Below are 23,819 nucleotides of genomic sequence, written 5' to 3'. Positions count from 1 at the left end.
TAGCTCGCGGGCCGCGGGCCGCCGCGGGCGGCACCCCGGTTCGTGTGCGCGCCGCCGGTTCGCGCGTGCGCACTCGGCCGGCGTCACCGCCCCCGGGGACAAAGTCCCTGCGAACAAAAAAGATCCCGCCCATCGGGCGGGATCCTTCTCTGGTGGCTGGGGCCGGGGTCGAACCGGCGACCTATCGCTTTTCAGGCGATCGCTCGTACCAACTGAGCTACCCAGCCATTGAGGTTTCACGTGAAACCTCAGCGGTCCTGACGGGATTTGAACCCGCGGCCTCCACCTTGACAGGGTGGCGAGCACTCCAAACTGCTCCACAGGACCATGGTTGTGTGCGAACCAACGAACATAAGTGTCGCACACCGTACTGCGTGCCCCCAACGGGATTCGAACCCGTGCTACCGCCTTGAAAGGGCGGCGTCCTAGGCCGCTAGACGATGAGGGCTATCGGCCCGCCTGGGCGCTTCTCAGCGCGTCGGGGACGTGAAAAGCATAGGGGATGGCCGGGGGTATCGCCAAAACCGTTTACGAGCCGGAGGGGGAGGGGGTGGACGGGGTGGCGCCGGACGGGGTGGGAGTGGCGCCAGGCTTGTTCTCCTCGGGCAGGTGGCGGCTGACCTCCGCCGTCGTCCGGCCCAGGCCGCCCAGCTTGATCGCGTCCCAGGCCTGGAGGCGGCGGCTGTCCCGGTCGAGGTAGAGGATCGACGCCTCGATCGGGGCCGGGTACTTCCCCTCGACCGCGCGCAGCCCGCTGCCGCCCGTGGATCCCTCCATGCGCAGCCGCGTGCCGTACCTGAGGACCTCCGTCCCCTCGTGGTGGAGGTGGCCGCAGAGCACCAGCGGCACGGTGCCGTCCGTCTCGCGGGCCGCGGACGGTTCGTGGGCGATGGCGATGTCGACCGGGGTGCCCTTGGCCTGCTGGTCGCGCAGGGCCGAGGCGAGACGGGCGCCGGCGAGTTCCTCGGACGCGTCGGCGCCCGGTGCGCCGGAGCGGTCGGGGGTGAACTGCGGGTCGCCGGTCCCGGCGAAGCGCAGCCCGGCGACGGTCTCGGCGCGGCCGTCGTCGAGGACGTGCACGTTCTTCATCCGCTCCAGATACCGCTGGGTGACCTTCGAGTCGTGGTTGCCGCGCACCCAGACATAGGGGACACCCAGGTCCTTGATCGGGTCCAGGAAGCCGTTCTCCGCCGCGGTGCCGTGGTCCATCGTGTCGCCGGAGTCGACGATCACGTCCACCTTGTACTGCTCCACCAGCGAGGCGATGATCTTCCAGCTCGCCGGGTTGAGATGGATGTCGGAGACGTGCAGGACCCGGATGGTCATCGGGTCCGGCTGGTAGGCGGGAAGGGTGGAGGTGACGTCGTAGAGCTTCGTCACGTTCGTCACCAGGCGCGCCAGCTCCTGCTGGTAGACGTCGAACTCGGTGACGATGCTGCGCGCGTTGCCGACCACGGAGGGCGCCGAGGACAGCAGTCCGGAGAACTTCGGTTCCAGCACCGACTTCGGGTTCCAGGTGGCGTACGCCGTCACCCCGGACGCGGCGAGCAGGGTCAGGGCGAGGCCGCCGGCCGCCAGGGCGCGGCGTGGGCGGCGGTAGACCGCCAGGCCGAGCGCGGTGGCGCCGGCGACGACGGCCACGCAGGACCGTACGGCCAGGTCGAGGGTGCCGTGCTCCACGTCGTGCGCCACTTCGTCCTGGAGGCCGGAGAAGCGTTCCGGGTGGTCGACCAGGGCCTGGGAGCGGGCCGGGTCGAGCTGGTCGACGTTCACGTCGAGGCGGATCGGGGCGATGTGGCTGTCCAGTTCCAGGGAGCCGAGGGGGGAGACGTTGATCTTCGTGCCGCCGCTCAGGGAGGGGCGCAGGGTCATCGTGGTGTTCATGGGGCCGACGGGGGCCCGTACGTTGCCGACGACGAGCAGCCCCAGCCAGGCGCCGGCCAGGACGACGGCCACCAGTCCGGCGGCGCGCGCCCAGGGGCGCGGTTCGTGCGCCAGTGACAGCGCCGGACCTGGGCGCGGTGATCGGCGGCGGGGGGCGACTGCGTGCGCCGCCTTCAGGACGGCGGCGTGCATGGCCCTTCGTATGCCTCGGAGGGGGTGCGGGCGGTTCGGGTCTGCGACGGGAACGCGGGGCATTGGGCGCGTATGCCCGGGCCCGACACCCGATATGCCCGCGCACGGCATGGTCGCGTGGCCGTGCCGGACAATGACCGTGTGCTGGAGATGACGCGCGAGGAGTTCGAGGAACTGGTCGCCGAGGCCCTCGACCGGATTCCGCCGGAGCTGATGCGGCTGCTGGACAACGTCGCGGTGTTCGTCGAGGACGAGCCGCCCGCCGACGATCCCGAGCTGCTGGGGCTGTACGAGGGGACCCCGTTGACGGAGCGCGGCGAGTGGTACGCGGGGGTGCTGCCCGACCGCATCACGATCTACCGCGGGCCGACGCTGCGCATGTGCGAGACACGGGAGGACGTGGTCGCGGAGACGGAGGTGACGGTGGTTCACGAGATCGCCCACCACTTCGGGATCGACGACGAACGTCTGCACGCGCTGGGGTACGGCTGACCTTCGCGGGGCGGGGCGCGTGTCCTTGCACGGGTGAAGGGAGTTGGGCACGGCGACTTCTTTCTCCCGGAGGTGGCTGCCCGTGCGCCCCTTGTACGTATCCGTCCGTCTCGCCGCGGCGGTCGCCGCCGTCACCGCCGCCGCGGGCTGCATGAGCGTGGGGGAGGACGCCGGCGGCGCGGTCAGGCCGTCGCACTCCGCCGGAGCGAAGGGCGGCCTGGCCCCGGGTGGCGAGGACGTGCTGTCCGGCGGCGGCGCGGGCCACGCCGGTGGCGGCGGGGAGGGCAGGCATGGCCACGGGGGCAAGGGGAAGCCGGGTGAGACGCCGGCCGCTTCCGACTCGCCGTCCGCCGAGGCGGGCGCGTCGGCGGCGCCGGGCGACGGCGGGGTGCCGCCGCAGGCGGGCGAGCCGACGCCGACCGAGGCGGTGCCGGTGCCCCCGCAGACGTCCGCCGCGCCCGAGCAGCCGCCGGCCTCGCCGCCCGCTCCGCCGGCCCAGTCGGATCCGCCGGTGTCCGAGCCCTCACCCTCGGCGCACGACGGCACGGGTTCGCAGCTTGAGCAGCGGGAGCGTCCGTACAGGCCGGGCTGGCGGCCGCACCGGACGAGGGGCTGAGCCGACCTGCGGTGATGCCGTCGGTTCGCCTTCGCCGCGCCGCCGGTTTGCGTTCAGGGGTGCAGGGTGCGTATGGTGGTAGATCGTTTGATCCCATTTGCCCGGCGCCCATGCAGAGCGCGCCGTGTGGCGCGTACTCTCCTTTGCCGTGGCGGACCGCATCGAGGCGGTCGTGGCGCGAATCACGGAGTTGACGGGCGCGTGCCGACGAGACTCCGGAAGGTTTCGCATTCGCATGTCCATTTCCACTGATCACGTCGTCGTGCCCGAGAACGCCGACGACGCTCCCGAGAACAACGAGGCCCCGGAGATCACCTTCGCGGACCTCGGCCTGCCCGAGGGCGTCGTCCGCAAGCTCGCGCAGAACGGCGTGACCACGCCTTTCCCGATCCAGGCCGCGACCATCCCGGACGCCCTGGCCGGGAAGGACATCCTGGGCCGGGGCCGCACCGGCTCCGGCAAGACCCTCTCCTTCGGTCTGCCGACCCTGGCCACGCTGGCCGGCGGACGCACCGAGCGGAAGCGGCCGCGTGCGGTCATCCTCACCCCGACCCGTGAGCTGGCCATGCAGGTGGCCGACGCCCTCCAGCCCTACGGCGACGTCGTCGGCCTGCGCATGAAGGTCGTGTGCGGCGGCACCTCCATGGGCAACCAGATCTACGCCCTGGAGAAGGGCGTAGACATCCTGGTCGCCACGCCGGGCCGGCTGCGCGACCTCATCAACCGCGGCGCCTGCTCCCTGGAGGACGTGCGGATCACGGTCCTGGACGAGGCCGACCAGATGTCCGACCTGGGCTTCCTGCCCGAGGTCACCGAGCTGCTCGACCAGGTTCCGGCGGGCGGTCAGCGGATGCTGTTCTCCGCGACGATGGAGAACGAGATCAAGACCCTCGTCGACCGGTACCTGACCGACCCGGTCAGCCACGAGGTCGACGCGGCGCAGGGCGCGGTGACGACCATGTCGCACCACATCCTGATCGTGAAGCCCAAGGACAAGGCGCCGGTCACCGCGGCCATTGCCTCCCGCAAGGGCCGCACCATCATCTTCGTGCGCACCCAGCTCGGCGCCGACCGCGTGGCCGAGCAGCTGCGCGAGGCCGGCGCGAAGGCCGAGGCGCTGCACGGCGGCATGACGCAGGGCGCCCGCACCCGCACCCTGGCGGACTTCAAGGACGGGTACGTCAACGTCCTGGTCGCCACCGACGTCGCCGCCCGCGGCATCCACGTCGACGGCATCGACCTGGTGCTGAACGTGGACCCGGCCGGCGACCACAAGGACTACCTGCACCGGGCCGGCCGTACGGCCCGCGCGGGCCGCACGGGCTCGGTGGTCTCGCTGTCCCTGCCGCACCAGCGGCGTCAGATCTTCCGCCTGATGGAGGACGCGGGCGTGGACGCCTCGCGCCACATCATCCAGGGCGGCGCGGCCTTCGACCCGGAGGTCGCCGAGATCACGGGCGCCCGGTCGATGACCGAGGTGCAGGCCGAGTCCGCGGGCACCGCGGCCCAGCTGGCCGAGCGTGAGGTCACCCACCTCGCCAAGCAGCTGGAGCGCGCGCAGCGGCGTGCGGCCGAGCTGCGCGACGAGGCCGACCGGCTGGTCGCCCGCCTCGCCCGGGAGCGCGGCGAGACCGTGACGTCCGAGGGTTCGGACGCGGTGGCCGGTGAGCAGGCGGTGGCCGAGGTGTCGGTGCCGGAGCAGCCGGCGGCCCGGGACATCGAGCGCATCGACCGGGAAGAGGGCGCCGAGCGCGAGGAGCGCGAGGAGCGTACGGCGGCCCCGTCGTCGTACGACCGGCGTGAGCGGCGTGACGACCGGGGCGGCTTCAACCGCGACCGGGACCGTGCGCCCCGTTCCTTCGACCGTCGTGACGACCGCGGCGGCTTCAACCGTGACCGCGACCGTGACCGCGGCGATCGGGGCGGCTTCCGCCGTGACGACCGGGGCGACCGCGGTGGCCGTTCCTTCGACCGCGACCGCGACCGTGACCGCGGCTTCGAGCGCCGTGACGACCGCGGCGTCCGCCGTGACGACCGCGGTGACCGGGGCGACCGTGGTGGCCGTTCCTTCGAGCGGCGTGACGACCGGGGCGGCTTCAACCGCGACCGGGACCGTGCGCCCCGTTCCTTCGACCGTCGTGACGACCGCGGCTCGTTCGACCGTCGTGACGACCGCCGTGACGACCGCCGTGACGACCGTGGCGGCTTCCGCCGGGACGACCGCCCGGCCCGGCGCGACGAGCGCGGCGGGCACCGCGGCAGCGACCGCCCGTTCAACCGCGACCGCCAGGGCGACCGCCCCGGCTTCCGCTCCGGCGGCCACGAGCGCCCCTATGGCCGCCGTGACGACCACCGCAGCGGCGGCAGCGGCGGTTCCTTCGGCCGCCGCGACGACAAGCCGCGCTGGAAGCGCAACGGCTGACGCCGGGTGAATTCACTCGCAGGGCCCGTACGACTCCCGTCGTACGGGCCCTGCGGCTTTTCGAGCAAGCCAAAAGGGGATCTTCTGACCCCGGCCGTCACCCGGTCACCACCGATCACGCCGAACTTCCGGCCTGGCACCCCCGATACCCGATCGGCGACGGGCCCTCGTCCCGCTATGCTCGGGTAGGCAACATCGCCCGGGCCCTTAGCTCAATTGGCAGAGCAGTGGACTTTTAATCCATTGGTTGTGGGTTCGAGTCCCACAGGGCCTACAGCGGCAGGGGAGGGTTCACCCTCTCTGACCTGCTACGCAGCGCTCGGGTCGACTTCGGTCGGCTCGGGCGCTGTCTCGTTTTCCGGCTCTTGCGTGAGCGATGCGTGAGCGGATGCGCCTGTGTCCTGCGGATCGGCTGGGGACGAGGCGGACGGTTTGGCAGCTGCCGGACGAGACCGAGGGATCAGCTTCGCTGCCTTCTCGGCGATCTCACGGTCCAGCTCGGGGAGCAGACTCGTGTACGTGTCCGACGTCAGCGTGATGGTGGAGTGCCGGAGCGTCTCCTTCACCGTGTGGATGTCGCCGCCGCCTCCGTGCGTGAGCGTCGCGGCCACGTGGCGCAGGTCCCGCAGGGTGATGGGCGGCAGGTCGGTCGTGGCGAGGATGCGGCGGAAGGTCTCCGAGACCGTTTCGGGGTGGAGCCAGGAGCCGTCCTCCTTAGTGAAGACTTTGCCCGTGTTCTGCCAGGCGCCGCCCCAGTCCGAGCGCTCCTTGTCCTGACGGGCCTGGTGGTCGCGCAGCACGGCGATGTTCATGCTGTCGAGCGCGATCGTGTTCGCGCTGCCGTCCGTCTTCGGCTCGGACTCGTAGGGGTCCCAGCCGTCGACCACGATCTCCTTGGCCGGGGTGATGAGGCCGGCGCCGAGGGCTATCTCGTGCCAGTCCTGGCCGACCGCCTCGCCGCGACGTAGGCCGCGGGTGCCCATGAGGTGGAAGATCGCGTACAGCCGGTCGCCCTCGGCGGCGTCGAGGAAGGTGCCGAACTGCTGCGGAGTCCAGACCATGACCGGACCTGGGATCTCTCCGGTCTCGCGCCAGCGCTGTACCCGCTCATCGGTCCAGAGGAGGGGCTTCGGGCGCTTGCCCGACTCCAACTCGACGTGTGACGCCGGGTTGAAGGTGACGAGCTGCTGGGCGATCGCGGAGTTCAGTGCCGCGCGCAGGGTGCGGCGGATCGCCTGCCGCGTGGCCGGGCCAGTGATCTTCCGGAACGGTTTCATCTCCGCCAGCTTGGCCCGCTCGACCGCGAGCAGCTTTCGCTCGGCTCCTACGGGACGGCCGGGCTTGCTCGGCTTGCAGCGGGCGATCTGCTCGCGGCGGGCCTCGTTCTCCGCCGCGATGACCTCGTTCTCGTCGGCGATCGCGTCGAACATCTCCACCAGGTGGCCGACGTTGAGCCGGTCGAGGCGTACATGGCCGATGCGCGGTTTCAGGTGAACGCGTATGTGAGAGGCGTAGGCGTTGAGCGTGGTCTTGCGGCGCTTTTTCGCGGCGAACCACTGGTCGAGCCACTCGCCGACGGTGAGGCTGCCACGGAGGGCCAGGCCCGCCCTGAGGCGGCGTCGGGTCTCCTCGATGGCCGGCAGCGGGGTCTTCTCGGCTGCGACCTCCTCCAGCATGGTGACGAGGCGCTGGAGGCTGTCGGGGTCGTCCTTTTCCGTCAGGGCGAGCAGGGAGCGTACGTGGTCGAGGTCCGCCTGAGCGTCCTTCAGGGACTCATAGCCGGCGCGGCTGAAAGAGCGGCGGGTGCCGTCCTCGCGGGCTGGGAGCTCTTGGCGTATGGAGTATGAGCCGTGCTTGCGGCTGGAGAGCTTGGGGCAGTTCTTGCCGAGCGGCTTGCCCGTGTGGGGGTCGCGGCAGTAGCAGCGCCGGTGGGTGGAGCCCTTCAAAGGCGTTCCTCCGAGGTGGTGTCGGGATCGGGTTCGGGTGGGTCGACATCGCCCAGTGCGGGCGGCAGATCGGGTGGGATGGCCTCCTCTTTGCGGAGGTCGCGGCGGAGGTAGCGGAGCCTGTATTTGGCGGAGATGGCCTGGTCGGCGTACTTGGTCCGCTGGCGCTCGGCCTCTTCCTTCTCGGCGCGGCCGGTGGCCGTCTTGGCCGCGAACCGGGCGCGTTCTTCCTCTTCGAGCGCGGCGAGAGCGGTGCGGACGAGGCTGGCGTGTAGCTCGAAGTCGGGGACCAGGCCCGCGTCGTAGCCGGGCACGTCCTCCTCGCCGGTGAAGCGGCGCAGGGCGTCCCAGGTAGGCACGAGGTGCTGGAAGGGGAGTTCCTGGGTCTTTTCGACGTAGCCGACCGGGAAGATCAGGCAGACCGGGTACGTCTCCAGGGCGGCGGCCAGGGCCATCACGTCCACGAGGGGGAGGTTGGCCCGTCGGCCGGACTCCATGTTGGCGATCACGTTGCGCGGTATGGGATGCCCGAGTTCCTCGCACCGGTCCGCCAGTTCCTGCGCGCTCCATCCCATCTCCTTCCTTCTGCGCCGCACTTCGCCGGCCACGTTGGCCTTGACCCGGTCCGCCCACTCGGGGACGTCGTCCTCGCCACTTCCATCATCAAAATCACGTTGTGTCATGAAGACACAGTAGCTTCGTCATCCTGGTTTGTAGACGCCTGGAGACGGATGTGATGACCGCGTTCGCCGAGGGCTGCATGGAAAGGAGCGCGGTGCATGCGCGACGACGCGACGGCCGGACGGCCGAAGGGGATGAGTCGAGATGAGCTGCTCGCTCTGCCTGTGGCGGTCGACCTGGACACAGGTAACCGCGCGCTGGGTCTCGGGAGGAGCAAGGGATATGAGCTGGCGAAGCGGGGCGCCTACCCGTGCAAGGTGCTGCGGCTGGGCAACGCCTACCGGGTGGTGACCGCGGATCTGCTGGAGTTGCTGGGTCTGGCGGCGTGAAGGGCCGGGAGTGTAGCGGACGGTTCTGCGCTGAGCTGACACAGAAACGGTGGACTGTTACCGGGGGCGGACGTACTGTCCGTGTTCCCTCGGGGAACAGAGCGAGCGTCCCGTTTCGGGACAAAGCGTGTGTTCAGTCTCTGAACACGGCGAGCCTCCGGCGCGGCAACGCCGGAGGCTTGGGAATCCCCGTCGCCCGCATCCAACGAACGATCCGCGGCGCCGGGCTTGCATGCCCGGCGCCGCAGAAGAGGAGCCACCTGGTGCAACCCGAGAACCCCGCGCCCTATTCCGCACCGACACCCGCAGCCGCCGCTTGTCCGCCGGTCGCGGGGCCGGGCAAGCCCGACCAGGGCGAACCCGAGCACGCTGCGCCGGCCGAGACGCTGGCGCCGGATCCAGAGCCGACCATCGGCTCGGCGCTGCTGGACGAACTGCGTGAGCAGATAGCGAAGTTCGTGATCCTGCCCTCGCCGGAGGCACTGGACGCCGTGACGCTGTGGGTGGTGGCGACGCATCTGCAGCCCGCGTGGCAGCACGCGCCGCGTCTGGCGGTGGTGGGGCCGGCGAAGCGTTGCGGTAAGTCGCGGTTGCTGGATGTGCTGACCGAGACGGTCCACGAGCCCATGCTCACCATCAACACCACACCGGCTGCGGTTTTCCGGTCGATCACCGAGGAGCCGCCCACGCTCCTGGTGGACGAGGCGGACACCATCTTCGGTACGCCGAAGATGGCGGAGAAGAACGAGGAGATGCGCGGCCTGCTCAACGCCGGCCACCAGCGCAACCGCTACGTCACACGGGTCGTCGGCAACGACCACACTCCGCACCGGTTCGCCACCTTCGCAATGGCCGCCCTCGCCGGGATCGGTGACCTGCCCGACACGATCATGGACCGGTCGGTGGTCATCCGTATGCGCCGCCGGGCAGAGGGCGAGCACGTCAAGCCCTTCCGCTCCCGCCGGGACACCCCGGCCCTCCACGACGTGCGCGATCGGATCGCCGCCTGGGCCCGCCCGCTGCTGGACGAGGCAGCGGACCTGGAGCCGGAGATGCCGGTGGAGGACCGGGCCGCCGACACCTGGGAGCCCATGGTGATTGTCGCCGACCTCGCCGCCGGGCCCTGGCCCCGTCGCACCCGCGAGGCATGCTCACGGATGGTCGCCTCCGAGTTCGAGGTGGAGGAGGAGCAGCCCGGCGGGGCACGGATCCTGGCCGACATCCGCCGGATCTTCTTCGCCCAACGGGAGGTCGACAGTCTCTCCACGGACGAGCTGCTGCACCATCTGCGGCAGAACGCCGAGAGCCCCTGGGTGGAATGGGGACGCAATGGGCTGACTTCCCGAAACCTGGCGGACATGCTGCGGCAGTTCGACATCAGGCCGGGCAACGTCCGCCTCGCCGACGGCACCCAGCGCAAGGGCTACATGCGCAACAAGTTCCTCGACGCGTGGCGGCGCTACTGCCCCACTGTCCACCCGCTGGACGCCGAACCCGCCCCTACGGCGGTCTGAGCCCCGCATCCCCCGGTGGCCGTCCCTACCGTCCCTGCCGTGATCCCGCAGGTCAGAGGGCGTGCGAACAAGACGGCAACTGGGGGCAAGACGGCAACGCGATCACGAGGACCGGGTTGCCTCCGACTGGACGCCGCCGAGACCCGTCTTGTGCCGTCCCGGGCGTCCCCGCCGTATTACCGCAGGTCGCAGGTCTGCCAACCGGGACGGCAAGACATAAAAGCGCCGTCCCAGCAGACAGGGAGCACGCGGAAAGTCGCTTGGCGGCGAGCTGTCGCCAGGTAGCAGCAGGGCCGAAGACGGCTCCGCCACGCCTCCGGGACGGAAGGCCGAGGCGACTGCCGTACCCGCCCTGACCTGGGCTTGCAACGGCCAAGACGGCAAAGACGGATCATCCGACACCACCGCAGGAGTATCCCGCTTGACCCACCCCACGACCCCCACGCAGCGCCACAGGCTCGGCCAAGGGCGGCCGGCGGCGACCAAGCAGGCCATCGAGCGGTACGCGCTCGCCGCCGCAGGAGTCGTCATCGTGCTCCTCACCGCCGGCGGGTTCTGGCTGTCGTATGCCCACCTTGCCGAGGTCGCCGGGCAGCACGGGCTGGGCAACTCAGCCACACGCCAATGGGCCTGGCCGGCGACCCTGGACGCGTTCATCGTCGCCGGTGAGCTCCTCATGCTCCGCGCGGGACTGCGCCGGGTCACCGACGGCTGGGCCATCGCACTCACGGCCACCGGCTCGGTTGGCTCCATCGCCCTCAACGTGGCCGGGGTCAGCGGTACGGACCACGCCGGACCGGTGCCCCCGCTCGACTATGTGGTCGCCGCCGTACCACCGGCCGCCGCACTGCTGGCCTTCGGTGTCCTGATGCGACAGGTACACCAGCTCGTCGACCAGCCCGCCGACCAACCGAACCCCGTTCCCGTCCAAGCGTACGAACCACCGGCCACCCCTTCCGCTCGGCCCAGCCGGACGACTGAGCGACCGGCGCCCACCGTCCAGCGGTCGGAACCACTGCCACAACCGGTGGGCAAGTCACGCGGTGGCCGTCCGGCCAGCGCAACGGTCGAGGAGCTCGCCGAGATCGGGCGAATCGCCGCGGCAGAGAAGAACAGGCTGAACCGGGACATCGTCCAGCAGGCCATACGAGCCAAGGGGCACACGGTCAGCGGCAAACGGCTGACCGAGGTGATGGCCATCCTCCGTCCTGAGCTCGCCACCGGCGCCGAAACGAACAGCGGCTGACCGCCTGGCCGGTGGGCGGAACCTCTCCTGCCCACCGGCCAGGCGGGCCCCGCTCTCGCCAGGCCGATCGCTTATCCACGCCCTGTGGACAGCTGGAAGCCGCCATCACGCAACCAGCCCGCCTGCCACCCGCTCCGGAGATTCACCTGTGACCTACGACCCGCACGAAGCCGAGGGCCTCCCTAACGCGTCGCTGCCGCTGACGAAGTCGCCTACGCTGATGAACCGTCTGCGGCGCGCGTTCGGACGGGCTGCTCCCGGCGGAGCCAGTAGTACCCCGAGTCCGACTCAAGGCCGGGCTTCGGGGATCTCCGCCCCAGGGGTGGCGGAGGGGGCCCAGCGCCAGGGGGCGCCGGGCCGGGGGCTCGGGGCCGAGGGCAGCCCCGAGCCGGACGAACTCCACGCCGCCCAGCGAGCCGTGCTCCGCCCCGTGCCGGCCGATGCCGGCGATCCGCGTGCTCAGCCCACGATCCGCCGCTTCACCGGTGACAAGCGCGTAGAGCGCGTCGGCCCTCTGCGATTCCTCGGCGAGGAACGCGTCCGCGTGCAGGAGGCTGCCACGGAGCACGGCTACAAGGGCGAATCCGGCTTCGCCGCCGATGTCGTCCTCGCCTTCGTGGACGGCCGGTTCACTGCGAATCTGCCTCTGTCCGAGGACCGCCGCCGCACACACGAGTTCCGCACACGGGTGCTGCGCCACCTCAACCGCATCGGCGTCAACATCAACCAGATCGCCCGGGCGCTCAACAGCGACCTCGCCCCGCCCGACATCCGCCGCAACCTCGCCGAGCTCCAGCGCCTGCTGGAGCTGATCGCCGAAGCCCTGAGCGAGCCCGCCGACCCTTCGAAGAACCCGTCCGCATGATCGCCGCCATCAAACCGGCCGGATCCAACACCCGTGGCCTGCTCGCCTACCTCTATGGACCCGGCCGGCACGACGAGCACACCGACCCACACATCGTCGCCGGCTTCGCGATGCTTGGCATGCCCGACCCCGGCCGCGACGAGAACGCCACCCTCACCCAACTCGCCCGCCACCTCGACGCGCCCGTACGGCTGCGCAACAGCGAGTTCGGCAAGAAAGTCACCGACCACGTCTGGCACTGCCCCGTCCGCGCCGCCCCGGAGGACCGCCACCTCTCCGACACCGAATGGGCCGAGATCGCCCAGCGCATCGTCGAGGCCGCCGGCATCGCCCCACCGGGTGACGACCTCAGCTGCCGCTGGATCGCCGTGCGCCACGCCGACGACCACATCCACATCCTCGCCACCACCATCCGCGAAGACGGCCGCCGCCCCACACTCCACGACAGCGGCCTCCGCGTCGGCGACGCCTGCCGGCAGATCGAGAAGGACTACGGCCTGCGCCGACTGAAGAAGGGCGATGGCACCGCATCCCGCCGCCCCACCCAGGCCGAGATGCACAAGGCCCACCGCCTCGGCTGGCAGCAGACCAGCCGCGAATGGCTCCAGGACCGCATCCGCACCGCCATCCCCCACGCCAGCGACGCCGAGGAACTCCTCGCCTACCTCCAAGCCGACGGCATCGCAGTCAAACCCCGCCGCGGACCGTCCGGAGACCTCCTCGGCTACGCCGTGGGCCGCCCCGGCGACGTCAACGACAACGGCGAACAGATCTACCACCCCGGCGGAAAGATCGCCCCCGACCTCACCCTTCCCAAGCTCAGGGCACGCTTGGAAGCCACCGCTCCCGAGGAGCACCCAACCGCCCGCCGTAACCGGCCGGCCAGCCCCTGGGAGCAGGCCACCGACGCCCTTGACGCCCTGCACACCGACATGAACGGCGACGACACCCTTATCCAGGCGCACATCGCCGCCCTGGGCGAACTGATCGAAGTCACGGCTCAGAAGGCTCCGGCGGGCCTGCGCCCTGAGCTCCATGCCGCTTCCCGGACGTTCGCCCGCGCCCAGCGATCTCAGGTCGAAGCTGAGCATCAGGCCGCACACGTCCTGCGTGCAGCCGTCCGCGACGTCGCCCACACTGCCACTGGTCCGGACGGCAGCGTTCTGGCCGCACTCACCGCGGCGCTGGTTTGGGCCACTATCGTTGCTGCCCGATGGCACGAGGCGAAGCAGCAGGCCCAACAGGCCGAGGCTGCTCGACGGGCTGTCCAACACCTCCAGATGGCGACCGAGCAGGCACTTGTCCCCGTGCTGGAAGAACTGGCGCCCCGCCATCTCCAGGAGTATGTCAGTCGGAGTCTGGCCCATGACGTTCGTGCCACCGTTCCTGACCACGCCGAGCGCATCCTCGCCGACACTGCCTGGCCTGCCCTCGCCACTGTCCTCAGTGACGCCGAAGCCCGTGGCCACCAACCGCGGCAACTGTTGAAGGAGGCAGCCGTCCAACGCGAGCTGATATCAGCCCGCCAGCCCGCCCGCGTTCTTGTCACTCGCATTCAGCACGCTGGTCGGAACCCGATACCGAACCGCCGAGCTGAAGCTGCTCGTCGACACACGAGCACAGGGGCATGGTCCGATGGTGGGGCGGCTCCTGCACCGCAGCCGACCGTTCTTTCCCCGGCTTCAGGGCGGAACAGGTCCCGGCGGTAGCGGATCGGCTGCGATGTTGGGTCTTGGCTAGGCCGCGCGGGGCCTTACAACGCCATCGGTCGTGCCCCAGCGCAGCAGTCCTTCTGGGATCTCTCTTGCCAGCAGATCGCCTGGTCGGTGGTCATGGCTTCGTCCGCGCAGCGTTTGCAGCGGGCGTCCAGCGGGACGTCGCTGCACAGGGCGCAGAGGAACCGGCCGGCCGGGTCGACCCGGGAAGGATGCCCTGGTGGTCGCAGGGGGCGCAGGTGTCCTGCCGGGTGTGCCGGGTGGAGGGGGTTGACTAAGGAGCCTGCGCCATCTTGAAGGGCCAGGCCCCAGACCAGCCACTTCAAGACGGTGGGTCTCACTGAGAAGGCGCCGATACGGGGTTCGCGGCCGCGATGCGGGCCAGCCGCATCAGCCCCAGGACACCGAGTGCCACGCCGAGCAGGGCCTCGAGCAGATACGGGATTACGGGCTGGACTCCCCAGTTCAACAGCGCACGGTTGACGGCGGGAAGGTGGGTGACGGGAAGTACGACAGCAGGTTCCAGCGCCAGGAACAGCCCTGCGACCGCCAGCGGAGCCGCGTACCGAAAGCGCGCGGACCACCCGCCCAGAGCCCCCAGGACAGGTCCGCTGATCAGGCCACACTCGAACCAGTACAGGTTGTGGGTGAACTCCAGGCGCAGGTCGCCGAGCAAGCCGTGGTCTCCGAGGCCGGAGATCAATCCGGTGGCCAGGTAGAAGCCGGCCAGGCCGAGCATGGTCGCGATCGTGCCGACCACCATGCCCCGGAGGATGCCGCGGGCCTGCCTTGCCGGCAGGAACGCGAGCATGAGCCAAGGCGCTGACATGTTGCCGTACACCTGCCGGACGCTGTCGTCGGTGCCTTTGAGCAGAGCGGCAGTGACGCCGAAGACGAAGGCGGCGACCAGGATCAATGAGAGTGAGCGGAGATGTGGCACAGCCCGGGATCGTAGACCTCGCCGATCTTGACGGGAAGCCTCTCGGGGCAGCGTGACCGATTCGTCCCCAGCCGGAGTGACGCGGTCGGCCGCGGCGACTTGATCCTTCGGTCCGGTCGAGGCGGGAAACCTCAGATCGCGCCCTCTGTCCTGAAGAAGCTCGAAGTACGCCGCTGGCAGATGCTCTACACCGCAGACTGCCGCCCACGACCCCACGAGCACCCCGGAACAACAACACGCCAGGCCCATGACCAGCCATTTCAGGATGGCGCAGGCTCATGGTTTATGGCATCAGGTTCTGACAGACGGCGGCCTGCAGGAGCGTGATCACGTGTCGACGGGTTGGCCTCCTGCGCCACACCCACGCTTGTGAGGCAAGCGAGGGCGGTCCCGGAGTACAGCAGGCTCGCAACAACCCCCGCTGTTGTTGACCAACTCATGTCAAAACAGATATTCCTGGCCTGTTTTCTCAAGAAAACCTCAGGAAAGTGAAGATTCCTAGGGTCTCATCGATCACTTATGTAGCTTCTCTGCCACGACCTCGGGGGGAGCGTCGGCTACAGCCGAATGCTGGTCCTTGCGGTCCGATGTCGACGTCATCAAATCCGTACGACAACGACCAAGGAGCGCACCATGGGTATATCGATCCGCACTCGTCTCGCGGGGGCCGGCGCCGCAGCCGTCGCCGTCGCCGGGCTGGTCCTGGCGGCTGGTCCCGCCAGCGCCACCAGTGACTCTGCCACCTGGAACCTCTCGGGTGGCGACACGTTCCAGGTCAACGCCTGGCACTGTGGCACCTACGTGAGCGCGTGTGACTGGACGGCCTCGACCAAGCTGCTGGGCACCAACCCGTCCAACGCCCAGTGGATCCAGAACCGCGCCGAGCTCGAGGCGCACGGCGTCAGCGCCAGCCTGACGATCTCGAAGACGCCCAGCGCCACGCTCACCATGAAGAGCAAGTCGCTCGGTGAGGTGCGCTGGCGTAACACGAACACGTGGATCGCTGACACCAGCGGTCAGATGAAGCCGAACTTCAGCACCACCTACGTCTCCACCCGCAGCTGCGGCTCGGGCCAGGTGACCTCGTCGATCTCCGTCTCGGAGAAGTGCGTCTACGCCGGGGCCTTCTGACAGATGTTCCGGCTGGGGCGGGCACCGTCCCGCCCCAGCCGTTCCCGCCCCTCGCCGACGGAGTATCACGGAGTCCTCGATGACCAAGCGCACCGCGACCGGGTGGAGCCGCTCGCTCACTGCTTCGGCAGCCGGCCTCGCGTGCTGCCTGCTTCTGGTCGGCTGTGAGGGGAAATCCGATGCAGCTGAACCTGGCGGCGTCGCACCTGTGACGCAAGAACTGTCGCTCCTGGTGAGCGCACAGAATGGCATGTATTATCCCCCGTTCCTGCGAGACGAACCCGCGGGCCCGGAGAACAATTCCTACGCGGTGCGCCTGAAGACGTCGCTCGGCCCGAAGCCCCAACTGGGCCTCAGCGCCAAATCGGGGGCGTTCTTCCGGCAGGAGGCCATCGGAACGTCCCCTCTGTGGGGGCGTAGTTGGCTTGCTCCCCTTGCCTCGGCCGGTGCAGCAGATCTGCTGACCGCATCCGACGCCGCCGCGCTGCGGAGAATGCGCACGGGCCAGGGATGGTTCAGCGAGCCGGGTAACGAGCACCCGGACGACGGCCCCTACCGGGCGGCGGCTACCGCGGCAGCCTTGGAGGCACTCGCTGCCAGTGGTGGGATCACCGAGGATGACCGCACTCTGACATTGCCGTGGTTGAGGCAGGCCGCCAAAAAAACCGGCGACAGCCTGGCGCTCAGTGAGGCCGCTGACCTCGCTCGTGGCTTCCGATTGCTGGGAGCCTCCGTTCCGCAGGCTCTCATGGCAGTGCGTGAACCTTCCATCTCTGACTTCACCGCTCTGGGGGAGAAGGAGCGCTATCAGGCGCTGCTGGACGCTTACAATTACGCGGTGTTGAGCCAGGCTGCGGGCGTGCCCTCGAAACTCGACGCGAAACTTTGGGCCAAGCTGGTGCAGCACAATGCCGCGTCGCTTGACTACCGCGACCTGTACTACGCGGTTACCGTCGCACAGGCCGCTGGTGCGCCATCAGACTCCTACGCTGCTGTGCGGAACAGGATCACCGCAGACACCTTGCCTGATGGAACGATACGCGACTCCACCGCGTATGCGGGGAGCCCGGAGGCGTCGGTCTACGGCTTGCGACTGCGTGCGCTGGCAGGAGAGTCCACGCGTGACAGTACTCAGGCAGCAGCGCTCCGTAAGATCGCGGCTGATCCGCAGATATCTGCGGACCCGCATGTCCGGCTCACGACCGCCGCCGCCCTGAAGCTGGCAAGCGGAGCTGAACCAACCGCCGCGGACAGCGCGTTGTGCCACTCCGCCGAGGCGGTGCCCACCGCTGTTTCCCCGGAGAACGCCGAGGCATGGTCACGGGCGGCTCTGGCCTGCGCGGACATGGGTGTTGGCACACCACAGCCACAGGCTGCCGCGTGGTCCCTGGACGACCCTGCCAAAGTAACGGCCGCAGCCACAGTGGTCACGACGCTCTCCGACACCGGCCGTTCAGGATCGGTTCCGCAGTGGGTCACCGCGGCCGAACTGCGTTCCTGGGCCGCCAATCCGGAGCGTCTGCCATCGGTGAGTGCCTATGCGACGGTGGTCAGGGCTTACCTGATCGTTGGCGGGACGATGGACAGCGAGATCCGTGAGGCGATTGACAGAGGCATGGAGGCGCATCGCGGCTGCGCGCAGTTGCCCAGTCTGTATCGTGCCGATGCCTCGCAGTCCGGCTGTGACCTCAAGGCCACCTGGAGCGCCTGGAAACTCACACTCCTCAGGGGCGGTCAGCTACACGCCCGCACGACGCCGTCAGGTGAACCTTCCAAGAAATGAGCCGCCGAACCATGACCGACAGGCCACCCGTGACACTCTCCGTGCAGTCGGTACGCAAGTCGTACGTGCTGCGCGGGCAGCGGGTTGACGTCCTTGACAACGCCGCGCTGGAACTGCCTGCCGGGCGTATCACCGCACTGGTTGGCCGCTCGGGGTCGGGCAAGACCACGCTGCTCCAGATCATGGGGCTACTGCTGCCGCCCGACAGCGGCACCGTGCTGGTCGACGGCCACGACGCCTGGTCACTGCCCGAACGGGAGCGGACCCGGCTGCGACGGTCCTCGCTCGGGTTCGTCTTCCAGGCGTTCAACCTGCTGCCGCAGCACAGCGCCCTGCGCAACGCGGCCCTGCCGTATCTCGGCAGCACCAAGGCCGGAGCGCAACAAGCCCAGGATCTGCTGGAACGGGTCGGCCTGGCCGATCGGGCCGAGCACCATCCCAGCGAGCTGTCCGCCGGCGAACAGCAGCGCGTCGCCCTGGCCCGGGCCCTGGTCAACAACCCCGGCACGGTCCTGGCCGACGAGCCGACCGGCAATCTGGACGCCGACAGCGAGCAGCGCATGCTCCAGCTCTTCCGGCAGGTCGCCGACGAAGGTCGGGCGGTGCTGCTGGTCACGCACAGTGCCACCGTCGCCTCCTACGCCGACAGCGTGCTGAGGATGGACCGCGGAGCGCTGACTACAGAGGAAGACCGCGACACTGACCTGTCCGCGGATACGCAGGAGACCCCCCGATGAACCCGTTTGCCATGGCAGCCGCCAACGTCCGTTCCATGTGGCGCCGGTTCATCGGCCTCACCGTTCTCCTGGCCGTGGCGGCCGCGGTCTGCGTCACGGCCCTCGGCATCTCCGACCGGGCTGACAGCGCCGCCCGCGACCGCGTCCAGGAGGGCACGGCCAACCGCAGCGTCACAGTCGACAGACTCATGGAGCGGACCGACTCCAAGCCGCTCAGCACCGAGACTGTGCGGACCCTGTCCGCCCTGCCGAACGTCACCTCGGTCGAGCCACGCGCCCAGGTATCCTTCGGCTACAAGGACCAGCAGGTGCCCGGCGTGCTGCTCTACGCCACGACCCCGCGCCCCTCGCTGCTGCCGCCGCTGCTGAAATCCGTCCGCACGCAGTTGTTTCCGCTGCACCCGGGTGAGGTCGTGCTGCCCAAGCGGGCCCAGGGGAGCGACCTGACACCCCTGCTGGGGCACAGCATCACGGTCACCACCACCCGAAGCACTTCCGCCGGACAGGGCACCGGGGTGCCCGCTTCGGTTCGGGTAGTGGGCCTGTTCGATCCGGCCTGGCAGCTGGACGGCCCTGACGCGGCGTACGCCGACGAGGCGACCGTGGTGCGATGGGCCGCGGCGAAGGCCGGTGTCACCGAGTCCGAGTTCACGACCTCCGTCGGATACGACCGCATCACCGTGCTGGCCCGCACCGCGCGTGATGTCCCCGGGCTTCTGAGCGATATCCAGTCTGCCGGGTACGCGGCCACCTCCCTGCAGCAGGAAATGTCGGCACTGCCAGGCGTCCTGTCCCTGATCCACACCGCCGGCCAGGTGCTGCTCGTCGTCCTCGGCCTGGTCGCCCTGGTCGGTGCGCTGGTGGTCACCGGCGCGCTGTCCAGGCAGCGGGCCCGGGAGATCGGCATCCTCAAAGCCCTCGGGTTCGGCAACCGGGCCGTCCTGACCATGTTCGTCGCCGAGACCGGGATCATCGGAGCCACGGGTGCCGTGCTGGGTGCTCTCCTCGGTCTCGCGGGGGCCGCCGCAGCGGCTGCCGGGCTGCGCGGCAGTTCCGAGCTCGCGCCCTACCTCCCCGCCGGAATCCCGCTCCCGGACCCGGGCGTCCTGGCCGGTATTCTCCTGCTCACCCTGGCCGTGACCGTGATCGGCGCCTGGGTTCCCGCCCGCCGCGCCGCCCAGCTGTCCCCCAGCGATGCCATCAAGGAATGGTGAACCCGATGATCCGACGTGTCCTCCCTGCCCTCGCCGCGGGCGCCCTCATGCTGCCGCTCGCGGCATGCGACGGCCCTGGCGGTGTGGAACTCGGCCACAACTGGGAGGGGTCGAAGGTTTTCGTCCTCACCAAAGTCAGCGGCTTGTCCACGATCACCGGAATCGACCCGGCCAGCCACACCGCCGAACCGCTGGCCGCGGTACCGACCCAGTCGGACGACGACGATACGGCCAGCCCTCAGATCACCAAGACCACCGACGGACGCTGGATCGTGACGGTCCCCCGCAAGAACGGCCGCCCCAGCCGACTGTACGAGGTGAACACCAAGGATCAGGTCCTCGATGGCCTCGGCACGGCGGAGGGCGGACGGGTCCTGATCCCTACCGGGGACTACGTGACCGCCGTCGGAGACAAAGCCACATCCAGCACAGGCAAGGCCACCGCCCTCGTCTACGACCCTGCCACCTGGCAGGTCAAACGCGACGTCACCCTGCCGGTCAACCCCGGACTGGCCGCCGGCGGCACTCCCGGACTCTGCGTCGGCGACAACAGCACCAACGGTTTCACGCTGGCCGTTGTCTCCCCGAAGAACGGCACCGTCAAGGCACTGCCCCAGGTGCCCAAGACCGAGGTCCAGGCTCTGGACTGCTCCACCAGCCGTCCACTGCTCGCGGGCAGCCCCACCGCGACCAGTACCTCCACGGGCACCGCAACACTGCACCTGGCCAAGCAGGGCGAGATCGATGTCCTGACCACGTCCACCGGCCGCATCGACCGGGTGGCAGTGGACTCCACGAGCATCACGGCAGCGGTCTCACTCCCCGGCCACGTCGAACTGGTCGAACTGGACCGCAGCACCGGGAAGGAACTCCACCGCACCCGCCTTGATGGGATGGCCGCCACCGACGGGATGCGGAAGACCGGCAAAGACTGGGTCCTCACCTCTGGTGACAGCGCTGTCACGGTTGATCTCGGCCGTGGCAAGGCAACGACCTTCACACTGCCCGGGCAACTGCTCAACGCAGGCTGACTGCCGAAAACCCGCAGAGCCGCCTCACGTGCCAAAGCCCCATCACCTATGGCAGGCTGAGACCTCGAAAAGGCCCTGCTCAGCGGCTCGTCATGCGTGAACGATGCGTGAGCGGACGGTGCGGCACGACCCGTCACCGGATGAATGGCGCATCACTGCGCACATGCTCTGACCAGCTGGTTCCGGACACCGAAGCAGTGTCCGGAACCCTCTGGCATGCCCTGGCCAGGACTTTTAATCCATTGGTTGTGGGTTCGAGTCCCACAGGGCCTACCGGCGCCCGCGCCCTCGGAACCCCCGCCGACCTGGTCGGACGGGGGTTCCGTCGTTGGTGGGTCAGGCCGTGGGCCTCGGGATCCTCCAGGTGGTCTGAAGGGCGGCGCCCACCTGGTCGGCCAGGGTGACGGCGACCAGGCGGGCCTCCAGGGGCGGGGTGTCGCCGGGGGTCGGCCGGAGGAGGAAGCGGCCGTGGAAGTGGCCGCCCGCGAAGACGCGCAGTTCGATGTCCTGGGCGGGCATGCCGAGTCGGTCCACGTCCCGCGTCCTGCGCCCGACGGTGAGGGAGCCGTCCGATTCCAGGCGGGGGGCGTGGCCGAGCAGAGTGCCGTACTCGAAGCGGCAGCCGCGCAGGTGGAGCAGGCCGACGAGCTGCGCGCGCACGCACTCCACCACCGTGTCCGGTGAGGTCGCCTCCCGGGCCAGCTGGGCCGCGTGGTGGATCTGGGCGAGATAGTCGGAGTCGGTGATGGTGACGACCTCCAGGCGCCGGGCGCGGGCCGCCAGTTGGGAGACGGCCAGGGCGACGGCGAGCAGCACCACGGCGGTGGTGATGTCGGTGGGGCTCGCGATCGTGAGCCGCTGGTAGGGGACGGTGAAGAAGAAGTCGAACCAGACGGCCGCGGACACGGCGGCAAGGACGCCGGCCGCCCGGTGTCCGAGGGCCGCCGTCGCGACGACGACCACGACGAGGACGAGGGCGACGACGGTGTTGGCCAGGCCGGCGCGGAAGGGCAGCAGCAGCGCGCTCACCGCGAGCGGTGCCACCAGGGCGACTGCGATCGCGGTGGGACCTCTGACGAGGTAGTCGGACATGGTGGGCACCTCCTGCCTGCCTCTTCCGGTGTAGCAGGACACAGGCGGCTCCGGACGACCTTTAACACCTCCCTTGCGTCATATGTGGCGCTTTGCGGGAGATCCTGCCTCTTGGGTGGCGAAGGCGACGTGAGGGTGGGTGAGGCCGTGGGCGCGAGTGCCGAGGACGCGGGTCGGCGCCGCCGTGCCGGGCGGGTCGCGGGGAGACGGCAGGAGCGGGACCGGCTGACGGTGCCGCAGGGGCTGGCCGCGCTGTCCCTGGACGCGCTCGCCTCGGTGGCCTACGGGCCGGAGGCGATCGTGGTCGTGCTGGCGGCGGCCGGCAGCCGGGGACTGGGTTTCACCCTGCCGGTCACCCTGGCGATCGTGGTGCTGCTGGCGGCGCTGACGTTCTCCTACCGGCAGGTGATCGCCGCGTTCCCGAACGGGGGCGGCGCGTACGCGGTCGCGGGGCGCCATCTGGGCCGGCGGGTCAGTCTGGTCGCCGCCGCCTCGCTGATCATCGACTACGTGCTGAACGTCGCCGTGTCGGTCTCCGCCGGCGTGGCCGCGCTCACCTCCGCCTTCCCCGTCCTGTACGGCGACCGGGTGCTGCTGTGCGTGATCGTGCTGGGGCTGATCACGGCGGTCAACCTCTACGGGGTCGCCGAGTCCGCCAAGGTGATGATCGCTCCCACCGTGGTGTTCGTCGTGGCGATCGCCGCTGTCGTCGTGGCCGGGCTGGTGCGGCGGACGCCGGCGGTCCCGCCCGTCCATCCGACGGCCTCGGCCGTCTCCGCGGTCGGAGTCCTGCTGCTGTTGCGGGCGTTCGCCTCGGGCTGCTCGGCGCTCACCGGCGTGGAGGCCATCGCGAACGCCGTCCCCACCTTCCGCACCCCGAGGGTCCGGCGGGCGCAGCGCACCGAGGTCGCGCTCGGCGCGCTGCTCGGTGCCATGCTCATCGGGCTGTCGCTGCTCATCGGCAGGTTCCACGTCGCACCGAGCCGCACCAAGACCGTACTGGCGCAGCTCACCGAGGCGTCCCTGGGCCACAACGCCGGCTTCTACGTCGTGCAGTTCGCCACCATGACGCTGCTAGCGCTGGCGGCCAACACCTCCTTCGGCGGCATGCCCGTCCTGACCTCCCTGCTGGCACGAGACAACCATCTGCCGCACGTCTTCGGACTGCGGGCCGACCGGCAGGTCTACCGGTACGGCGTCGTCGTGCTCGCCGCCACCGCCCTGATCCTGCTGGTCGTGGCCGAGGGCGACACCCAGAAACTGGTGCCGGTCTTCGCCATCGGCGTGTTCATCGGTTTCACCCTCTCCCAGGCCGGCATGGTCCGGCACTGGCGCCTGGACCGGGGTCCCGGATGGCATTGGCGCGCGGCCGTCAACGGCGTCGGGGCACTGCTGACCCTCGCGGCGTTGGTCATCGAACTGGTGTCGAAGTTCGGCGAGGGCGGCTGGCTGGTCTTCGCCGCGGTCGCCGTCCTGGTGACCGTGTTCGAGTCGGTACACCGCGCGTACCAGCGCATCGGCGCGGCCCTGCACCTGGGCGAGGTCCCCGCACGGCCCGCGCCGCGCCACTCGGTCGTCGTCGTTCCCGTCGGCGCCGTCAACCTGCTCACCAGCGAGGCCGTCAGCGCCGCGCTGTCACTGAGCGACGAGGTCCGCGCCGTCACCGTCGTGCACCCCGAGGACCGTGCCGCCCCCTCCGCCGACGAGGTCCACGCCGCCTGGAACGCCTGGCAGCCCGGTGTCCCCCTCACCGTGCTGCACAGCCGCACCCGGTCCCTGACCCGGCCCGTCGTCGACCATGTGCGCGCGCTGGCCGCCCAGGAGAGGCAGTGCCGGATCGTGGTCCTCATCCCGGAGATGCACCTGCCCAGGCCCTGGCAGCGGCTACTGCAGAACCAGCGCGGCGCGGTCCTCGACCGCGCCCTCCGCCGCCACACCGACGCCGTCATCTGCCGGCTCCGGTTCCGCATCCGCCTCGATCACTGAACC

At 69.8% G+C, this 23,819-nt stretch carries 19 protein-coding genes and 5 tRNA genes; 16 read left to right on the top strand and 8 right to left on the bottom strand.

The window, feature by feature from the left end:
- Positions 1-150: 150 nt before the first annotated feature.
- The 4 genes from OIE49_RS17520 to OIE49_RS17505 all read right to left on the bottom strand — a co-directional run bounded on the left by OIE49_RS17520 (position 151) and on the right by OIE49_RS17505 (position 2,139).
- Positions 151-227, bottom strand: a tRNA-Phe gene (locus OIE49_RS17520).
- Between the two features lie 25 nt (positions 228-252).
- Positions 253-327: transfer RNA gene (locus tag OIE49_RS17515), tRNA-Asp, on the bottom strand.
- Positions 328-375: 48 nt separating this feature from the next.
- Positions 376-448: transfer RNA gene (locus tag OIE49_RS17510), tRNA-Glu, on the bottom strand.
- A gap of 80 nt (positions 449-528) precedes the next feature.
- Positions 529-2,139 carry a metallophosphoesterase family protein gene (locus OIE49_RS17505; RefSeq protein ID WP_401788880.1) on the bottom strand — a complete coding sequence of 537 codons (1,611 nt, stop codon included), beginning with the start codon at positions 2,137-2,139 and terminating at the stop codon, positions 529-531.
- Positions 2,140-2,217: 78 nt separating this feature from the next.
- On the opposite strand from OIE49_RS17505, the gene OIE49_RS17500 reads away from it, so the two are divergent.
- From OIE49_RS17500 to OIE49_RS17485, 4 genes are all read left to right on the top strand, one after another.
- Entirely contained in the window at positions 2,218-2,568 is a 351-nt protein-coding gene (locus OIE49_RS17500; protein ID WP_199836727.1) for a metallopeptidase family protein, read from the top strand.
- 82 nt (positions 2,569-2,650) lie between these two features.
- Positions 2,651-3,184 (top strand): hypothetical protein, encoded by a 534-nt coding sequence (locus tag OIE49_RS17495; RefSeq protein WP_326803145.1) that lies wholly within the window; start codon positions 2,651-2,653, stop codon positions 3,182-3,184.
- A gap of 235 nt (positions 3,185-3,419) precedes the next feature.
- Positions 3,420-5,606 (top strand): DEAD/DEAH box helicase, encoded by a 2,187-nt coding sequence (locus OIE49_RS17490; RefSeq protein ID WP_326803144.1) that lies wholly within the window; start codon positions 3,420-3,422, stop codon positions 5,604-5,606.
- Between the two features lie 201 nt (positions 5,607-5,807).
- Positions 5,808-5,880, top strand: a tRNA-Lys gene (locus tag OIE49_RS17485).
- 34 nt (positions 5,881-5,914) lie between these two features.
- Here OIE49_RS17485 and OIE49_RS17480 read toward each other — a convergent pair.
- Both OIE49_RS17480 and OIE49_RS17475 read right to left on the bottom strand, forming a co-directional pair.
- The gene (locus OIE49_RS17480) at positions 5,915-7,552 is read right to left on the bottom strand and encodes a site-specific integrase (protein ID WP_326803143.1); all 1,638 of its coding nucleotides are present in this window, start codon (positions 7,550-7,552) and stop codon (positions 5,915-5,917) included.
- Positions 7,549-8,235, bottom strand: a complete 687-nt coding sequence (locus OIE49_RS17475; RefSeq protein WP_326803142.1) for a helix-turn-helix domain-containing protein — start codon at positions 8,233-8,235, stop codon at positions 7,549-7,551. The genes OIE49_RS17480 and OIE49_RS17475 overlap by 4 nt, the downstream gene beginning before the upstream one ends.
- A 96-nt stretch (positions 8,236-8,331) precedes the next feature.
- Between OIE49_RS17475 and OIE49_RS17470 the strand changes: the two genes are divergently transcribed.
- From OIE49_RS17470 to OIE49_RS17450, 5 genes are all read left to right on the top strand, one after another.
- Entirely contained in the window at positions 8,332-8,562 is a 231-nt protein-coding gene (locus OIE49_RS17470) for a hypothetical protein (protein ID WP_326803140.1), read from the top strand.
- A gap of 263 nt (positions 8,563-8,825) precedes the next feature.
- On the top strand, positions 8,826-10,076 hold the full coding sequence (locus OIE49_RS17465) for a DUF3631 domain-containing protein (RefSeq protein ID WP_326803139.1): 1,251 nt from the start codon (positions 8,826-8,828) through the stop codon (positions 10,074-10,076).
- A 421-nt stretch (positions 10,077-10,497) separates the two neighbouring features.
- On the top strand, positions 10,498-11,322 hold the full coding sequence (locus OIE49_RS17460; RefSeq protein WP_326803138.1) for a DUF2637 domain-containing protein: 825 nt from the start codon (positions 10,498-10,500) through the stop codon (positions 11,320-11,322).
- 322 nt (positions 11,323-11,644) lie between these two features.
- Positions 11,645-12,187 (top strand): MobC family plasmid mobilization relaxosome protein, encoded by a 543-nt coding sequence (locus tag OIE49_RS17455; protein WP_326803137.1) that lies wholly within the window; start codon positions 11,645-11,647, stop codon positions 12,185-12,187.
- Positions 12,184-13,896 carry a relaxase/mobilization nuclease domain-containing protein gene (locus OIE49_RS17450; protein ID WP_326803136.1) on the top strand — a complete coding sequence of 571 codons (1,713 nt, stop codon included), beginning with the start codon at positions 12,184-12,186 and terminating at the stop codon, positions 13,894-13,896. Before OIE49_RS17455 ends, OIE49_RS17450 begins: the two co-directional genes overlap by 4 nt.
- Before the next feature lie 343 nt (positions 13,897-14,239).
- Here the strand turns inward: OIE49_RS17450 and OIE49_RS17445 are convergent, their stop codons facing one another.
- Positions 14,240-14,818, bottom strand: coding sequence for a hypothetical protein (locus tag OIE49_RS17445; protein WP_442812247.1), 579 nt, complete (start codon positions 14,816-14,818; stop codon positions 14,240-14,242).
- A gap of 657 nt (positions 14,819-15,475) precedes the next feature.
- Here OIE49_RS17445 and OIE49_RS17440 point away from each other — a divergent pair.
- From OIE49_RS17440 to OIE49_RS17415, 6 genes are all read left to right on the top strand, one after another.
- The gene (locus tag OIE49_RS17440; protein ID WP_326803134.1) at positions 15,476-15,973 is read left to right on the top strand and encodes a hypothetical protein; all 498 of its coding nucleotides are present in this window, start codon (positions 15,476-15,478) and stop codon (positions 15,971-15,973) included.
- A gap of 79 nt (positions 15,974-16,052) precedes the next feature.
- Positions 16,053-17,756, top strand: coding sequence for a hypothetical protein (locus tag OIE49_RS17435; protein WP_326803133.1), 1,704 nt, complete (start codon positions 16,053-16,055; stop codon positions 17,754-17,756).
- 11 nt (positions 17,757-17,767) lie between these two features.
- Positions 17,768-18,493, top strand: coding sequence for an ABC transporter ATP-binding protein (locus OIE49_RS17430; RefSeq protein ID WP_326803132.1), 726 nt, complete (start codon positions 17,768-17,770; stop codon positions 18,491-18,493).
- Positions 18,490-19,707 carry an ABC transporter permease gene (locus OIE49_RS17425; protein ID WP_326803131.1) on the top strand — a complete coding sequence of 406 codons (1,218 nt, stop codon included), beginning with the start codon at positions 18,490-18,492 and terminating at the stop codon, positions 19,705-19,707. Before OIE49_RS17430 ends, OIE49_RS17425 begins: the two co-directional genes overlap by 4 nt.
- A 5-nt stretch (positions 19,708-19,712) precedes the next feature.
- On the top strand, positions 19,713-20,738 hold the full coding sequence (locus OIE49_RS17420; protein ID WP_326803130.1) for a hypothetical protein: 1,026 nt from the start codon (positions 19,713-19,715) through the stop codon (positions 20,736-20,738).
- A 163-nt stretch (positions 20,739-20,901) separates the two neighbouring features.
- Positions 20,902-21,011, top strand: a tRNA-Lys gene (locus tag OIE49_RS17415).
- 63 nt (positions 21,012-21,074) lie between these two features.
- Here the strand turns inward: OIE49_RS17415 and OIE49_RS17410 are convergent.
- Positions 21,075-21,830, bottom strand: a complete 756-nt coding sequence (locus OIE49_RS17410) for a DUF4118 domain-containing protein (protein WP_326803129.1) — start codon at positions 21,828-21,830, stop codon at positions 21,075-21,077.
- A 135-nt stretch (positions 21,831-21,965) separates the two neighbouring features.
- Between OIE49_RS17410 and OIE49_RS17405 the strand changes: the two genes are divergently transcribed.
- The gene (locus OIE49_RS17405; protein WP_326803128.1) at positions 21,966-23,816 is read left to right on the top strand and encodes an APC family permease; all 1,851 of its coding nucleotides are present in this window, start codon (positions 21,966-21,968) and stop codon (positions 23,814-23,816) included.
- Positions 23,817-23,819: the final 3 nt, after the last annotated feature.

Source organism: Streptomyces sp. NBC_01788, assembly GCF_035917575.1.
Classification (GTDB): Bacteria; Actinomycetota; Actinomycetes; order Streptomycetales; family Streptomycetaceae; genus Streptomyces.
The sequence above is the reverse complement of the archived record's forward strand: the minus strand, read 5'-3'. Positions and strand labels throughout refer to the sequence as shown.

Bases quoted from the DNA above. Each gene is read 5' to 3' on its own strand.
- OIE49_RS17435 (WP_326803133.1), top strand. From the start codon at position 16,053: ATGACCAAGCGCACCGCGACCGGGTGGAGCCGCTCGCTCACTGCTTCG.
- OIE49_RS17425 (WP_326803131.1), top strand. From the start codon at position 18,490: ATGAACCCGTTTGCCATGGCAGCCGCCAACGTCCGTTCCATGTGGCGC.
- OIE49_RS17450 (WP_326803136.1), top strand. From the start codon at position 12,184: ATGATCGCCGCCATCAAACCGGCCGGATCCAACACCCGTGGCCTGCTC.
- OIE49_RS17505 (WP_401788880.1), bottom strand. From the start codon at position 2,139: ATGCCCCGCGTTCCCGTCGCAGACCCGAACCGCCCGCACCCCCTCCGA.
- OIE49_RS17420 (WP_326803130.1), top strand. From the start codon at position 19,713: ATGATCCGACGTGTCCTCCCTGCCCTCGCCGCGGGCGCCCTCATGCTG.
- OIE49_RS17430 (WP_326803132.1), top strand. From the start codon at position 17,768: ATGACCGACAGGCCACCCGTGACACTCTCCGTGCAGTCGGTACGCAAG.
- OIE49_RS17470 (WP_326803140.1), top strand. From the start codon at position 8,332: ATGCGCGACGACGCGACGGCCGGACGGCCGAAGGGGATGAGTCGAGAT.
- OIE49_RS17440 (WP_326803134.1), top strand. From the start codon at position 15,476: ATGGGTATATCGATCCGCACTCGTCTCGCGGGGGCCGGCGCCGCAGCC.
- OIE49_RS17410 (WP_326803129.1), bottom strand. From the start codon at position 21,830: ATGTCCGACTACCTCGTCAGAGGTCCCACCGCGATCGCAGTCGCCCTG.
- OIE49_RS17475 (WP_326803142.1), bottom strand. From the start codon at position 8,235: ATGACACAACGTGATTTTGATGATGGAAGTGGCGAGGACGACGTCCCC.
- OIE49_RS17490 (WP_326803144.1), top strand. From the start codon at position 3,420: ATGTCCATTTCCACTGATCACGTCGTCGTGCCCGAGAACGCCGACGAC.